Origin of the sequence: Salmonella sp. SAL04162, assembly GCF_046551535.1 — a bacterium.
Taxonomy (GTDB): Bacteria; Pseudomonadota; Gammaproteobacteria; order Enterobacterales; family Enterobacteriaceae; genus Salmonella; species Salmonella enterica.
Window position 1 is genome coordinate 94929 of sequence record NZ_JBGDVX010000005.1, and the last position, 14031, is coordinate 108959.

The following is a 14031-nucleotide window of genomic DNA, read 5'->3' on the forward strand; positions in this document are numbered from 1 at the left end:
AATGTTACGCATTGTGGTGAAGCGTTTTATTATTTATGGCGGGATATTTTCCGCCATAAATTTTTCTGCCTGGAGCGCCGAATATCCGCCTTCCTGGTCTCAGCGCCAGCAACAATCTGCAGCATGTTTTATGACCGGCGATGAAACCTGCATAACGTTTATTGATGATGCGGTGAGGCTGGCCTCGCGGCAATATGGCAAACGCTCAATACAGCTTGTTCGTAGCCTGCTATTACAAAGCGATATTTATCAATGGCTGGGTAAACCGGAGTTAACGCCGCAAATGCTGCTGCGAGCGCGGGCAATCATGAAAACATTTCCGGCGGGCACTTATCCGGGCGATCGGGCCGATATGTTTGAACACCTGGCGGCCTTTAATGTTTACAGTAACGATCGTTATATAGAGTATTCACCGACAGAGAAGTGGCGATACGAGATCAAGGTTGATTACCGTCAGCAGATAGCCTGGCAAGAGCAGGCATTAACGTGGCGGCTTAAAGACAAAAAGGCATCGACGGAGGCATTGGTTTATACCTTAAACAGGATGCGCGACGCTTATTCTGAGGCGCTGGAAGAGTGGGATGTCGAATGTGATAGTGCGCGTAAAGCCTATTATTTGGCGAAGATAGACGCAACGGAGCAGCAGTGGCTGGGCGTTATTTTACGAGATAAAACCTGGGATAATCGTGAGCGCGTCGCCTCTTTTTTGCAGCAGAAAGCAAATATTGCTTATAATGCAGGGCATATTAGCGAGGCGATTAATGCGCTAAGTCAGGCGCTAAAAATTGAGCAAACGCTTTATGGCGCCGAATTCGGCGAAATGACGGTTGACAGCAATAATCTTGCTGGCTTTTATGCACAGGGCCATCATTATAAGGAAGCGAAAGATCTCTACCTTAAACTTATCGCGTATTACCAGAGCCGTTTAACGCCAATGGCGACGGTAATATCACGATTACGCTTTTATTTGCCCGAAAACATCGACCTGGACAGTACTTCCTTCTATCTCCCATTGCTGGAAGAATATAAACGTCGGCAGTCTGACGTATCAATGGTGTTGCATGGTATTTCGCTGCTTTATCAGAATAATCAACAGTTTGAACAAGCAAAATACTTTGCGGAACGCGCCTTTACGCTTGATGCCGTAGCTTATCCAGCAAAGATGCAGTATGAACGATTACAGCAATTGGCTAATATTGCCGAAGGTCTTGGCGATAACGTACTGGCGCGACGTTACCGACAATTGTCATTTCGCCATCGAATGGCCCACTCGATTTACCCAAGCGATCCGCAATATAACGATTTCGCCAAACCTAGCGGCGATCGTTGTGGATAGTTTGCGTCAGCCCGGCGGTCGCCGGGCATTGCGATGTTCTTATCCTTCGAAGAACCAGTACCCGCTATTCACCAGCGCCGCCAGCATGGCGAGGAAGGACGGGTCTTCCAGCGCATCGCCGAAGTTTTCAGCGGTTAGTGCAATATGACTGGCGAGCGCCTCCAGAGCGGGGCGATGCGGGGAGTCTATTTTTTCGCCATTCGCATAGACCTCATCGCCGATACGCAATACGCGAAGCCCGCCGAGACGTACTAATACCTCGCCTTGCTTTAAGGCATCGTAAATCTCATCAGGCTGATACGGCGGCTCCGGCGGCGCAATATCCAGTTCGTGGCGTGACTGAGAGAGAAACTCGCCAAGCCACTGTTGGAAATGCGCGGGTTGATTGATCAAATCGAGCATCATATTACGCAGTTTATCCATCTCCTGCGGCAGGATATCCGCCGGATGCTTGCGGGACGGCATATCCGGATCGCTGTAGTATGTATTGCCCAACTCCCGTTGCAGGACGTAATCGGCAAAACCGCTGATCAGCTCACGGCTATTGGGCGCGCGAAAACCGACCGAATAGTTCATGGCGTTTTCCAGCGCATAGCCTTCATGCGGGAATCCTGGCGGAATATACAGAATGTCGCCCGGCTCCAGCTCTTCATCAATAATGGCCTCGAACGGATCGACTTGTAACAGGTCGGGATGTGGGCAGTGCTGACGCATTTGCAGCTTTTCGCCCACGCGCCAGCGACGGCGACCGGTTCCCTGGATAATAAACACATCATACTGATCCAGATGCGGGCCAACGCCGCCGCCGGGGACGGAAAAGGAGATCATCAGATCGTCGATACGCCAGTCCGGCAGAGCGCGGAACGGGCGCATCAAGGCGGCGGTGGGTTCATGCCAGTGGTTTACCGCCTGTACCAGCAGCGACCAGTTGCTCTCACCCAGATGATCGTAGCTTTCGAAAGGGCCATGGCTGACCTGCCATTTGCCATCCTGATGGCTAACGAGACGGCTGTCGATTTCGCTTTCCATCGCCAGCCCCGCCAGCTCATCCGGCGAGAGCGGATCGATAAAGTTGCTAAACCCACGTTTTAACACCACCGGGCGTTTTTGCCAGTGGCGTTCAAGAAAGTCGGGCCAGTTAAGAGTTAATTGGTATTCCATGTTAAGTATCCGCAGGCTGGTATCTGACACCGATTATAACGGATGCTTAACGAGATGCGTGGAAGAACGCACAGAAATGTTTATTCCTCTTTCTGTGTGGGATGCTGTCGGCCAAAAACGACCTCCATACGGGCACCGCCGAGCAGACTGTCGCTGGCAATGATCTGCCCGGCGTATTGTTCCGTAATCTCGCGCGCGACAGCCAGCCCCACGCCTTGTCCTGGTCGTAGGGTATCGGCGCGCTGACCGCGATCAAACACCAGGGAACGTTTGCTGTGGGGAATGCCTGGGCCGTCATCTTCGACGAAAATATGCAAATGATCGTCGGTCTGGCGAGCCGAAATCTCGACAAACTCCAGGCAATATTTACAAGCGTTGTCCAGTACGTTGCCCATTACTTCGACAAAGTCGTTTTGCTCGCCAACAAAACTGATCTCTGGTGAAATATCCATACTGATATTCACCCCTTTACGCTGATAAACTTTATTGAGCGCGGAGATCAGGTTATCTAACAACGGCGCGACGGGATGCAGTTCGCGGCTTAACAATACGCCGCTACCGCGCATACTGGCGCGATGCAGATAATAGCCGATCTGCTGGGAAATCCGGCTGATCTGTTCCAGCATCACCGGTTCAGCTTTGCTGACGCTCATCTTTTCGTTGCGTAAAGAGCGTAACGTACTCTGCAAAACCGCGAGCGGCGTTTTTAAACTGTGCGTCAGGTCGGTCAGGGTCGTGCGGTATTTGTTATAACGTTCACGCTCGCTTTTGAGCAGTTGATTAAGGTTGCGCACAAGGCTGGTCAGCTCACGCGTCGTCTCCGGATTGAGCATTTCGCGGTGATGATCTTCAAGCTCGCGGACTTCCCGCGCCAGCGCCTCGATAGGGCGTAAGCTCCACCAGGCGGCGATCCACAGTAAAGGAATGACTAACAGTAAATTGGCGGCCAGCACGTATACGAACCAGCTCCACACCATATAGGAGCGTTTTAGTTCTATCGGAATGGTATCGACCACCACGATGGTTAACTGCGGCATCCGCGCCGTGGCAGGATAAATATTTACCGCTACCGAGTGGGTCATCTCGGCATCATCGTCATCTTCACGTACTTCTTTGAGTTTTTCCTGCGCGGAATGGTCTTCGCTCAACAGCGTGCTGGTGGCGTCTACGTTGGTTTCAATTTCATGGAAGCCGTTCGTTTTTAACCATTCCGGTTGAATGCTTTTAATCAGCCAGGGAATGTTGCGCTGCGTCCATAATAATTTGCCCGTTTCATCGTAAATCAGCGTCATGGTCGGGCTTTGCATGTCCAGATTTTCAGGCAGCTCAACGCTGATTTTATTATTTTCCCATTTGGCGAGGGTATAAAACAGGTTGCTTTCGCCGCGCAGCAAACGAAAGGTGGTTTTATCAAAACTTACGCTATAGCCGACCAGCGCCACTATGCCATATGCCAAAGAAAGCACCAGCACGACGCCGGCTGTCGCCAGCAAAAAACGAACCCGCAGCGACAGCGGCAGAAAATGGCGAGCAAATTTATTCATTAGCGCAATTCAAAAAGATATCCTTGTCCGCGTACGGTGGTAATGACATCGTGCGGATACTGGGCCTGTATTTTTTTCCGCAGACGCCCCATGAGAACATCAATGGTATGACTTTCCCGCAGTTCCGCATCCGGATACAGTTGAAGCATCAGCGAATCCTTGCTGACCACTTTACCGTTGTTACGGATAAGCGTTTCCATAATGGTGTATTCGAACGCCGTGAGTTTGATGACCTCTTCATTGACGGATAATTCCCGGCGTGAGAGATCCACCTGGAACGGCGGGATGTTGATCACCTGGGAGGCCAGACCGCTATTACGGCGCATTAACGCCTGCATACGCGCCATTACCTCTTCGATGTGGAATGGCTTCGTTACGTAGTCATCGGCCCCGGAGCTGAGAACCTCGACTTTATCCTGCCAGCCTTCGCGCGCGGTTAACACCAGAACCGGCAGTGAAACATCACTGCTGCGCCAGCGGCGTATCAAGGAAAGGCCGTCTTCATCCGGCAGACCTAAATCGACAATAGCGATATCCGGAAGGTGTTCATTAAGGTAGTAATCAGCTTCCCTGGCATCTTCTGCGGCATCGACCTGGTGACCTGAATCCTGGAGCTGAACCTTCAGGTGGTGGCGTAATAATGCATTATCCTCTACAACCAGTACGCGCATCATCTCTTCTCCCTTGTGTTAACAATAAGAACAGTCTAGCGTTGATTATGGTGCTTTGGGGATAAACAGTTAATAAACCAGACAAATAGTCACCCTCTTTCTGAAGAAAAGAGGGTGAGGCAGACATTATTTAAGTTCGTCGACCAGAGTCACAGCGCGACCGATATAATTTGCCGGCGTTATGGCTTTAAGGCGCGTTTTTTCTGCTTCCGGCAGGGCCAGACTATCAATAAACTGTTTCATTCCTTCGGCATCAACACGCTTGCCACGGGTCAACTCTTTCAGTTTTTCATATGGTTTTTCAATACCATAGCGGCGCATGACGGTCTGGATCGGTTCGGCTAATACTTCCCAGTTGTGATCCAGTTCGTCAAGCAGATGATCGCGGTTTACTTCCAGCTTGCTGACGCCCTTCAGGGTGGACTGATAAGCGATAAGCGCATAGCCGATGCCGACACCCAGGTTACGCAGGACGGTTGAGTCGGTCAGATCGCGCTGCCAGCGGGAAACCGGCAGTTTGTTTGCCAGATGGTGCAACACTGCATTAGACAGACCGAGGTTGCCTTCTGAGTTTTCAAAGTCAATGGGGTTAACTTTATGCGGCATGGTAGAAGAACCGATCTCCCCGGCGATGGTTTTCTGTTTGAAATGGTTCAACGCAATATAGCCCCAGACATCGCGATCGAAATCGATCAGGATGGTGTTAAAGCGCGCGATACAGTCAAACAGTTCCGCAATATAATCATGTGGTTCAATCTGGGTGGTGTAAGGGTTCCACTGGATGCCCAGCGAGGTGACGAACTCTTCGCTGAACTGATGCCAGTCAACTTCCGGATAGGCGGCGATATGCGCGTTATAGTTGCCTACGGCGCCGTTAATTTTACCGAGGATCTCCACTTGGTTGAGCTGGCGGAACTGACGCTCCATACGATACGCCACGTTCGCCATCTCTTTACCCAGAGTGGAAGGTGTTGCCGGCTGGCCGTGGGTGCGGGAGAGCAGAGGAATATCGCGATACTGCGTGGCGAGATCTTTAACCGCGTTAATCACCTGACGCCAGTAAGGCAGGATCACTTCATCGCGCGCGGTTTTGAGCATTAACGCGTGCGACAGGTTGTTAATGTCCTCAGAAGTGCAGGCAAAGTGGATAAACTCGGAAACGTCATGTAGCGCCGGGATCGCGGCGACTTTTTCTTTCAGAAAATACTCAACCGCTTTCACATCGTGATTCGTGGTGCGCTCAATGGTTTTAATGCGCGCGGCATCTTCTTCATTGAAGTTTGCAACAAGCGTATCCAGGTAACCGTTTGCGTCGGCAGCAAAAGCAGGAACTTCCTTGATCGCTGCGTGCGCGGCTAATTTCTGCAGCCAACGTACTTCGACTTGTACACGAAATTTCAGCAAACCGTATTCGCTAAAAATTCCGCGCAGCGCGCTGACTTTATCGCCGTAGCGTCCATCGACAGGGGAAACGGCGGTCAGTGAGGATAATTCCATAGATCATAACTCCGGGGTTAAATGAGCAAGAATTTGTTTTGCCTGAGTCGTCAGGCGATGACGAGAAAACATAAGCTGTAGGCGACCACCGCCTACCTGATGCCAGAGCACGGCTGCACGGATGCCTGCCAGTAGCGAAGCGCGGACTTTGGCCTGAACCTGCGGACTTTGCAGAACGGCCGGGGAGCCCGTCACCTGAATGCGCGGGCCCAATGGGCTAATCACATCCACGTAGATGCCCGCCATGGCGCTCATTAACGTGTCTGACTGTAAATCAAAATGGTCAAGCTGGCGCTGCAGGCCGTTAATGCGATCGCCTAACGTATTCAATGCGCCTTTGGCGGATGACAGCTTGCGCTCCAGCACCATCAGGCTAAGCGTATAACGCGTCAGTTCGGCGTTAAGTCCTTGTCGGCTGCTGGCATTCAGCACGCCGAGCAGTGTTTCCAGACCAAGACGCAGGTTAGCTTCGCTGCCGCCGAACACGCCCAGAGTAGAGCTGGGATTCATATCAATGACACTGTTGAGTGAAACGTGCAACGCGTCGGCATCACAGTGCCCCTGGTGCGCCAGTTGTTGCACCAGGCGTGCCGACTGGCAAATGCCAGACAGCGCGAGGGTGATGTCATAATAATTCTTTGCCACAATCACTGCTTCCTTGTATCAAATAAAATACACTTCATCTTTTAAGCCGCTTTGAGGCGACTTGAATGGTGTTGTGTATTGAATAATCAGACCGTCAGCGGCAGTCGCTGCTCGATAATGCCGCCGCCCAGGCACACTTCGCCGCTGTAAAAGACAGCGGACTGGCCCGGCGTAACGGCGGCAACCGGCTCGTCAAAAATGACCTCGATACGATCGTCATCCAGCGCGTTAATCGTGCACGGAATATCGGTCTGGCGGTAGCGGGTTTTTACCGTACAGCGCAGAGTGCCGGTGAACGGTTCGCGATCGACCCAATGTAGCTGCTGGGCGATGAGGCCTACCGACATCAGGCGTGGGTGCTCATGCCCCTGGGCGACAATTAACACATTGTTTTCAACGTCTTTATCCACCACATACCAGGGGTCTTCGCTACCGTCTTTGGTGCCGCCAATTCCCAGCCCTTTACGCTGACCGAGCGTATGATACATCAGACCCTGATGCTCGCCGATTTCATCGCCGTCAACGGTAATGATTTTCCCCGGCTGCGCAGGCAGATAGCGCCCTAAAAAGTCGCGGAACTTGCGCTCGCCGATAAAGCAGATACCGGTAGAATCTTTTTTCTTGGCGGTTACCAGCCCCAGATCTTCGGCGATTTTACGCACCTGCGGTTTTTCCAGCTCGCCAACCGGGAACAGACTTTGCGCAATCTGCTCATGGCCAAGTGTGTAGAGGAAGTAGCTCTGATCTTTGTTGCCGTCGAGCCCGCGCAACAACCGGCTTTTGCCGTTTACATCCGCGCGGCGAACGTAGTGACCGGTGGCGATATAGTCGGCGCCTAAATCTTCTGCGGCAAATTCAAGGAAGGCTTTAAATTTGATCTCTTTATTGCACAGAATATCCGGGTTCGGCGTACGGCCTGCTTTGTACTCTTCAAGGAACAGTTCAAAGACGTTATCCCAATATTCTGCGGCAAAATTAACGGTATGCAGTTCAATGCCAAGCTTGTCGCACACTGCCTGCGCGTCAGCCAGATCGGCTGCTGCGGTACAGTATTCCTCACCATCGTCCTCTTCCCAGTTCTTCATGAACAGGCCTTCTACCTGATAACCCTGTTGTTGCAACAGCCAGGCGGAAACGGAGGAATCGACACCGCCGGACATGCCGACGATCACTTTTTTTGGGCTTTCTGACATTGGAATACTCGCGACATTGAACTTCAAGGCGGCGTATTCTACCACGCAGCCCTTTACTTGACACCCTCTGTAAACGGCCAGTTAAATTCGCCCACTATAGATAAGGGGTAACATTGTCCCGTTTGATAACTGCGAATGCTTTCAGCCACCAGCGGAGAACGTAAATTCGGCGCGTTCAGAATCTCGTCGGCGCTCACCCAATGGCAGCAATCGATGTCATTGTCATGGGGTTCGGTCGCGCAAATATGATCAAGCTTGATAGCGAATAAAAAGCGCAGGAACGGGGTTTTATCCGGCGCAATCCACTGATGCATACGGATAAAATACTGTGGTTGTGCCGTGATGCCAGTCTCTTCCCACAGTTCTCGCGCGGCGGCCTGCGCCAGCGTTTCATCTGCCTCCAGGTGTCCGGCAGGTTGATTCCATAACGATTTACCGTTGATGGTCTCTTCCACCACCAGAAATTTATCTTCGGCATGTACGATGCAGGCAACGGTCACGTGCGGCTTGAACATAGGCATCCTTATTACAGCGGTTTATCAATGTGGTCATAGATCGCGTCAAGCTGTTTCAGACGCTCGTTATAAGCTTTTGTCAGGCAGGTGACGTCGGCCTTGCACTGCTGACGCTGTTTAAGCCAGCTCTGCTGGGCGTCCTGCAGGGCGCCGCGACTGCCCATCGCGAACAACCCTTTCAGAAACTGATATTTGGTGTGCATTTCCACGTCTTTATCATTCAGCGTCAGGTGCGCGCAGATAGCCTTTTCATCCGCAGCCTGCGCTTTCTGGCAGTCGAAGCTGGCCGCATTAACGGATAACGGTGTTAATAAAGCAAAAGCAATGAGAAGCCGTTTCATCTGTCTTTCTCCTGTGCGATCTCGCGCCACTGTCCATTATCGAGGCCGTTGAGCGTGTAGTCGCCCATGCTGTAACGAATTAATCGTAGAGTGGGATGACCGACATGCGCTGTCATGCGTCTTACCTGGCGGTTGCGGCCTTCATATAAGGTGACTTTTAGCCAACTGGTGGGAATATTCTTCCGCTCGCGAATCGGCGGGGTGCGCGGCCAAAGCCAGTCAGGTTCCGCGACAATCTCAATACCGGCGGGCAGGGTAGGGCCATCGTTGAGCGTGACGCCAGTACGAAGCGCCTGTAGCGCTTCATTATCCGGGATGCCTTCTACCTGAACATAGTAAATCTTGCCGGTGCGCTTGCCCGGTTGCGTGAGGCGCGCCTGCAGCGCGCCGTCATTAGTCAGCACCAAAAGCCCTTCGCTGTCGCGGTCCAGGCGGCCTGCGGCATAAACGCCTTGCACAGGAATAAAATCTTTTAACGTGCGGCGACCTGCTTCATCCGTGAACTGCGGCAACACATCGTAAGGTTTATTGAACAAAACCACGCGTTTTGGCTGGTTTTCTTTCCGTGATTTAGATGCTTGTCGTGAGCTGAATCGCTTAACGTAGTGATTTCTAAAAGAAGTTTTTTGCATGGTGTTTTCAGAACTTATTAATTGCCGCATTATAGCGCAATAATGAGTGTCTTTCATGGCGGCAAACAATAGGGTAGTATTGACATGCTCATTACAAAACATTAACAAAAAATTGCTCTAACGCAGTCGTGCAGCAGGACGCCATTGCACATGCAGCGCGATGACAGACGAGCAAACCAGAAGCGCTCGAAGGAGAGGTGAATGGAAAGCAAAGTAGTTGTTCCGGTGGAAGGTAAGAAGATCACCCTGCAAAACGGCAAACTCAACGTTCCTGAGAATCCGATTATCCCGTTTATTGAAGGCGATGGTATCGGTGTTGATGTCACTCCTGCCATGCTTAAAGTGGTCGATGCCGCCGTCGAGAAAGCCTATAAAGGCGAGCGTAAAATTTCCTGGATGGAAATTTACACCGGAGAAAAATCCACACAGGTTTACGGCCAGGATGTCTGGCTTCCCGCTGAAACCCTTGATTTAATTCGTGATTACCGCGTAGCGATTAAAGGTCCGTTGACCACGCCGGTTGGCGGCGGTATCCGCTCTCTGAACGTTGCCCTGCGTCAGGAGCTTGACCTGTACGTTTGTCTGCGTCCCGTTCGTTACTATCAGGGCACGCCAAGTCCGGTGAAACATCCGGAGCTGACCGATATGGTCATCTTCCGTGAAAACTCTGAAGATATCTACGCCGGAATTGAATGGAAAGCTGACTCTGCAGACGCTGAGAAAGTGATCAAGTTCCTGCGCGAAGAGATGGGCGTGAAGAAAATTCGCTTCCCGGAGCACTGCGGTATCGGTATCAAACCGTGTTCTGAAGAAGGCACTAAACGTCTGGTTCGCGCGGCGATTGAATACGCTATTACTAACGATCGCGATTCCGTCACGCTGGTACATAAAGGCAATATCATGAAGTTCACCGAAGGCGCGTTTAAAGACTGGGGCTACCAGTTGGCGCGCGACGAGTTCGGCGGTGAGCTTATTGACGGCGGTCCGTGGCTGAAAATTAAGAACCCGAACACGGGTAAAGAGATCGTGGTTAAAGACGTTATCGCCGATGCGTTCCTGCAACAGATCCTGTTGCGTCCGGCGGAATACGACGTTATCGCCTGTATGAACCTGAACGGTGACTATATTTCCGATGCCCTGGCGGCTCAGGTTGGCGGTATCGGTATTGCACCGGGTGCGAATATCGGCGACGAATGCGCGTTGTTTGAAGCCACTCACGGGACTGCGCCGAAATATGCGGGCCAGGATAAAGTCAACCCAGGCTCCATTATTCTGTCTGCGGAGATGATGCTGCGTCACATGCAGTGGTTCGAAGCGGCGGATCTGATTGTTAAAGGTATGGAAGGCGCGATTGCCGCGAAGACCGTGACCTATGACTTTGAACGCTTGATGGAAGGCGCTAAGCTGCTGAAATGTAGTGAGTTTGGCGACGCGATTATCGCAAATATGTGATAACGATAATTGTTAAAAACTAAAACGGGGACTTAACGTTCCCGTTTTTATTTATTAGCATTCGAACGGTTATCAAAATAATTTATCAAAACTCCCTCAATTCAGACCGCAATAGTAATCTATCCTTTACCCCGATCGTCATGGTAACCTGAGCCCCCCTGAAAGTTGATAGTTACCGGTTTTGATTGTAGTGGTTTTCTTTATGATGTGTGGTTTGGCTATTTTTTGAAAGTGCCTTATCAGATTTGTTGTTATTATCAGGATAATATTTCAATAAAAGGTGATAATTTATAGACTGCAATAGTGGGTAGATTAAGTATTTTATGAAATTATTAGTATGCTTTATTTGCACTTCTACAAGGCGGCTAAGAAGTGTTGAAATATCAGCCTGATAAAGAATACATCAGCGAAAGTGAATACTATTAGTCGTAAAAATTCAGGAGACATATGCTCAAACCTATCTGCTATAGTGGAAGTGTAAAGGTTCCGGAATATCTGGAAACAGATAAGGAAAAAAATGTCGGACATACTCCTCTGTCTTCAGACATTCAGCAAGTTAAAAATGTTGTTGAAGATGTTCCGCCATTTCCAGAAAGCAGAGCGGCGAGAGGTTCTGTAAGCGCAGCGTACAGGCTTTCTTTTGATGAAGTGTTTTGCGGTCTCAGCAATGAAGAACGTAAAAAGGCGTACGGTCGCCTTTTCGGAAAACAAGTACTTGCACATATTCATTCCAGGTGTCAGCGCGACGCTAACATAATAAGAGAAAAAGCGCTCAGGCGGATAAGCCGTGAGTGTGGTGCCGAAATAGATTGCGCTCTCTTGCTAAATAAGATGGTGGATGTTTTACAAAATGCCCGGCTGACAATAAATTTTAATGCAGCAAAAATTGACTTTGTCTCTCTCTTAAAAAATAAAGAATATCTGAACTCTTATGCATTAGGTTGCAGACCAGGCGATTTACCTGCTTATAATGTCGGACGTGATTCAGTTGAAACTAAAGCATTTGAACTGGAGAAGCTTACAGATTCACCTTATGCCCCATATGGTCAGACAGGCGGTTTTTCCGTAGCATATACTCCCAACAGTAAAACTTTTAGCCCTACAAGCAGACCAATTTATGCTGCACTGGACTTTCTGAACGGTGAAAATGGAGGTGCCAGCGCCTATGGGAAATCATTTTTTGAATTAAATGATAATGTAAAAACAAATTGTACATTTTCACCTTTTGATACCTACGGCCACAGATTTGGTCTGGATACGAGTAAATTATCTACATTTTGGCATATGGAGAACCTGATCGCATCCTGTCAAAATGATTTTTTTGGTTATAATTGCTTTAAGAGTTTGGTTAAAATGGCTAAGGGCGAAAAGTTTTTAGCTCACTCTAATTATGGTACAGGCTATGAAGGGAATTATATAGAGGCTCATATCCATGGTGATGTATGCTTATTTAGAGATATAAAACACGTTTATTTGTCGTTGCAAGAAAATTCTTACTCGAAAAGTCAACTATATGATTATGCAAAACAAATAAACCAGGCGCTTAATAGAGACTGCATAATATTATATTGACAAGCTTATTATCAGTTTCTTGAAAAGAGCTTTAAATGATCATGAGCGCATATTTCTTGAGGTAGGCAGTAACTGCTTTTATATTTATTAGCTTAGGACCGCTCTGGCAGATACCTGTGTGGCACTTCAGTATGGCCTGGCAAAATAGAGGAATATGGACCAGCAGAAGCGCCTGCTGGCTACTTTTCACCTTAAATCGCTGGACTTCAGCGGCGCTTCAGATGAAGCGACCTTCACAGTCATCAGGTGGCCTGCATTACCACAGGAGTGATTTACTGGCTATCGATGTTCCTGCTCATCAGGTTTTTACGCCATCTACGAACATTTATTCTGCTATAAGTTGAAATACTGTAAAAATATTAAGGCTTATTATTTTTTCTTTAGGTAAATTTTCGCGCAACAAACTTGGATGCGGGAATGTTTGAAATATCATTGCCTTATACTAGATCTCAGCGACCTACAACTCACAACTTTATTAGATCATCTTTCTGAACATATTACTTTTCTGGCGGTTATCAACAATAGGGTGACTAAATTGCCTGACACTTTACCTGGAGGGTACAGACTGATTACGCGGGTAGGATCACTACACTGGAAAAAGATTGCCAGTTAATAAGATGTCGTCCATGATTCAGTTGGATGATAATGATTTATTCCCCACTCTTTGATCCTATAATAGTGATCTGATAGTTATCCAGAACGTTCTTGCAAAGAGCGGACTTGTTAAATTATCGTCAATTTCTTAATGAGTTATGTCCTGCTTTGCTGAAAATGAAAACCAGTAGACAGACGACGGCGATCAATATGAGCCGGAAGTACCTGTGTTATTACCGTGGCAGGAATTCTGTAACTGATAAAACAGGTGTGCTTATTATCAGTGATGAAATTTTTATATATGTATCAATTGCTATTCACAAGTAATTTGAGTGTTTGTTGTGGTTGGTAACATTGTGTTGAAGTAAATCATGATAGACTGGATTTAGATGTGATGAGATATAATAAATTTGTGCTTTGTTAATGATTTTAAATGTACAGGAGAGTAGTATGTATATAAATAAGTTTGTGCCTGTTTATACATTATTAATTCTCATTTATTCTTTTAATGCCAGCGCTGAGTGGACAGGAGATAAAACGAACGCCTATTACTCAGACGAAGTTATCAGTGAATTACATGTTGGTCAGATAGATACTGGTCCTTATTTTTGCATAAAAACGGTTAAAGCTAACGGTAGTGGTATACCTGTTGTTGCATGTGCGGTATCAAAGCAGAGCATATGGGCACCCTCCTTTAAAGAACTTCTTGACCAGGCAAGATATTTTTATAGTACAGGGCAATCCGTAAGGATTCATGTTCAAAAAAATATCTGGACCTATCCGCTTTTTGTAAATACCTTTTCAGCAAATGCTCTTGTGGGACTATCATCGTGCAGTGCGACACAATGCTTTGGCCCCAAGTAAGAGGGGGGAAGAAA

The 14031-nt window shown here is 48.7% G+C and carries 13 protein-coding genes and 2 pseudogenes; 5 read left to right on the top strand and 10 right to left on the bottom strand.

Annotated elements, in window-relative coordinates; genetic code table 11:
• Position 1 precedes the first annotated feature (1 nt).
• Positions 2–1336 (top strand): hypothetical protein, encoded by a 1335-nt coding sequence (locus tag ACLJRH_RS11565; protein ID WP_023136608.1) that lies wholly within the window; start codon positions 2–4, stop codon positions 1334–1336.
• Between the two features lie 39 nt (positions 1337–1375).
• On the opposite strand, the gene roxA is transcribed toward ACLJRH_RS11565, so the two are convergent.
• The 9 genes from roxA to rluE form a co-directional block, all read right to left on the bottom strand.
• Positions 1376–2497, bottom strand: coding sequence for a [50S ribosomal protein L16]-arginine 3-hydroxylase (gene roxA, locus ACLJRH_RS11570; protein WP_000456514.1), 1122 nt, complete (start codon positions 2495–2497; stop codon positions 1376–1378).
• A gap of 80 nt (positions 2498–2577) precedes the next feature.
• On the bottom strand, positions 2578–4041 hold the full coding sequence (gene phoQ / locus ACLJRH_RS11575; protein ID WP_001031687.1) for a two-component system sensor histidine kinase PhoQ: 1464 nt from the start codon (positions 4039–4041) through the stop codon (positions 2578–2580).
• Positions 4041–4712, bottom strand: coding sequence for a two-component system response regulator PhoP (gene phoP / locus ACLJRH_RS11580; protein WP_001537766.1), 672 nt, complete (start codon positions 4710–4712; stop codon positions 4041–4043). Before phoP ends, phoQ begins: the two co-directional genes overlap by 1 nt.
• 126 nt (positions 4713–4838) lie before the next feature.
• Positions 4839–6209, bottom strand: coding sequence for an adenylosuccinate lyase (purB, locus tag ACLJRH_RS11585; protein WP_023136607.1), 1371 nt, complete (start codon positions 6207–6209; stop codon positions 4839–4841).
• Between the two features lie 3 nt (positions 6210–6212).
• Positions 6213–6854 (bottom strand): high frequency lysogenization protein HflD, encoded by a 642-nt coding sequence (gene hflD / locus ACLJRH_RS11590; protein WP_001519653.1) that lies wholly within the window; start codon positions 6852–6854, stop codon positions 6213–6215.
• Between the two features lie 86 nt (positions 6855–6940).
• Entirely contained in the window at positions 6941–8047 is a 1107-nt protein-coding gene (gene mnmA / locus ACLJRH_RS11595; RefSeq protein WP_000004540.1) for a tRNA 2-thiouridine(34) synthase MnmA, read from the bottom strand.
• A gap of 53 nt (positions 8048–8100) precedes the next feature.
• On the bottom strand, positions 8101–8562 hold the full coding sequence (locus ACLJRH_RS11600; RefSeq protein WP_023136606.1) for an NUDIX hydrolase: 462 nt from the start codon (positions 8560–8562) through the stop codon (positions 8101–8103).
• Between the two features lie 11 nt (positions 8563–8573).
• Positions 8574–8903, bottom strand: coding sequence for a lysozyme inhibitor LprI family protein (locus ACLJRH_RS11605; RefSeq protein ID WP_000825956.1), 330 nt, complete (start codon positions 8901–8903; stop codon positions 8574–8576).
• Positions 8900–9565: a 23S rRNA pseudouridine(2457) synthase RluE gene (rluE, locus tag ACLJRH_RS11610; RefSeq protein WP_001249415.1), complete on the bottom strand. Its 666-nt coding sequence runs from the start codon at positions 9563–9565 to the stop codon at positions 8900–8902. The genes ACLJRH_RS11605 and rluE overlap by 4 nt, the downstream gene beginning before the upstream one ends.
• A 171-nt stretch (positions 9566–9736) precedes the next feature.
• On the opposite strand from rluE, the gene icd reads away from it, so the two are divergent.
• From icd to ACLJRH_RS11625, 3 genes and pseudogenes are all read left to right on the top strand, one after another.
• On the top strand, positions 9737–10987 hold the full coding sequence (gene icd / locus ACLJRH_RS11615) for an NADP-dependent isocitrate dehydrogenase (RefSeq protein WP_000444508.1): 1251 nt from the start codon (positions 9737–9739) through the stop codon (positions 10985–10987).
• A gap of 447 nt (positions 10988–11434) precedes the next feature.
• The gene (gene sopF, locus ACLJRH_RS11620) at positions 11435–12559 is read left to right on the top strand and encodes a type III secretion system effector SopF (protein ID WP_023136605.1); all 1125 of its coding nucleotides are present in this window, start codon (positions 11435–11437) and stop codon (positions 12557–12559) included.
• Positions 12560–12749: 190 nt separating this feature from the next.
• Positions 12750–12830, top strand: a pseudogene (locus ACLJRH_RS11625) (tail fiber assembly protein); the annotation flags it as partial.
• A gap of 16 nt (positions 12831–12846) precedes the next feature.
• Here the strand turns inward: ACLJRH_RS11625 and ACLJRH_RS11630 are convergent.
• Positions 12847–12992 (bottom strand): annotated as a pseudogene (locus tag ACLJRH_RS11630) (hypothetical protein); the annotation flags it as partial.
• A gap of 611 nt (positions 12993–13603) precedes the next feature.
• Here ACLJRH_RS11630 and pltB point away from each other — a divergent pair.
• Complete coding sequence (gene pltB / locus ACLJRH_RS11635; RefSeq protein ID WP_000275697.1) at positions 13604–14017, top strand: typhoid-like toxin S-CDT binding subunit PltB; 414 nt, start codon at positions 13604–13606, stop codon at positions 14015–14017.
• Positions 14018–14031: the final 14 nt, after the last annotated feature.

Coding starts and splice junctions, on each gene's coding strand:
- ACLJRH_RS11565 (WP_023136608.1), top strand. CDS start 2: ATGTTACGCATTGTGGTGAAGCGTTTTATTATTTATGGCGGGATATTT.
- roxA (WP_000456514.1), bottom strand. CDS start 2,497: ATGGAATACCAATTAACTCTTAACTGGCCCGACTTTCTTGAACGCCAC.
- phoQ (WP_001031687.1), bottom strand. CDS start 4,041: ATGAATAAATTTGCTCGCCATTTTCTGCCGCTGTCGCTGCGGGTTCGT.
- phoP (WP_001537766.1), bottom strand. CDS start 4,712: ATGCGCGTACTGGTTGTAGAGGATAATGCATTATTACGCCACCACCTG.
- purB (WP_023136607.1), bottom strand. CDS start 6,209: ATGGAATTATCCTCACTGACCGCCGTTTCCCCTGTCGATGGACGCTAC.
- mnmA (WP_000004540.1), bottom strand. CDS start 8,047: ATGTCAGAAAGCCCAAAAAAAGTGATCGTCGGCATGTCCGGCGGTGTC.
- ACLJRH_RS11600 (WP_023136606.1), bottom strand. CDS start 8,562: ATGTTCAAGCCGCACGTGACCGTTGCCTGCATCGTACATGCCGAAGAT.
- ACLJRH_RS11605 (WP_000825956.1), bottom strand. CDS start 8,903: ATGAAACGGCTTCTCATTGCTTTTGCTTTATTAACACCGTTATCCGTT.
- rluE (WP_001249415.1), bottom strand. CDS start 9,565: ATGCGGCAATTAATAAGTTCTGAAAACACCATGCAAAAAACTTCTTTT.
- icd (WP_000444508.1), top strand. CDS start 9,737: ATGGAAAGCAAAGTAGTTGTTCCGGTGGAAGGTAAGAAGATCACCCTG.
- sopF (WP_023136605.1), top strand. CDS start 11,435: ATGCTCAAACCTATCTGCTATAGTGGAAGTGTAAAGGTTCCGGAATAT.
- pltB (WP_000275697.1), top strand. CDS start 13,604: ATGTATATAAATAAGTTTGTGCCTGTTTATACATTATTAATTCTCATT.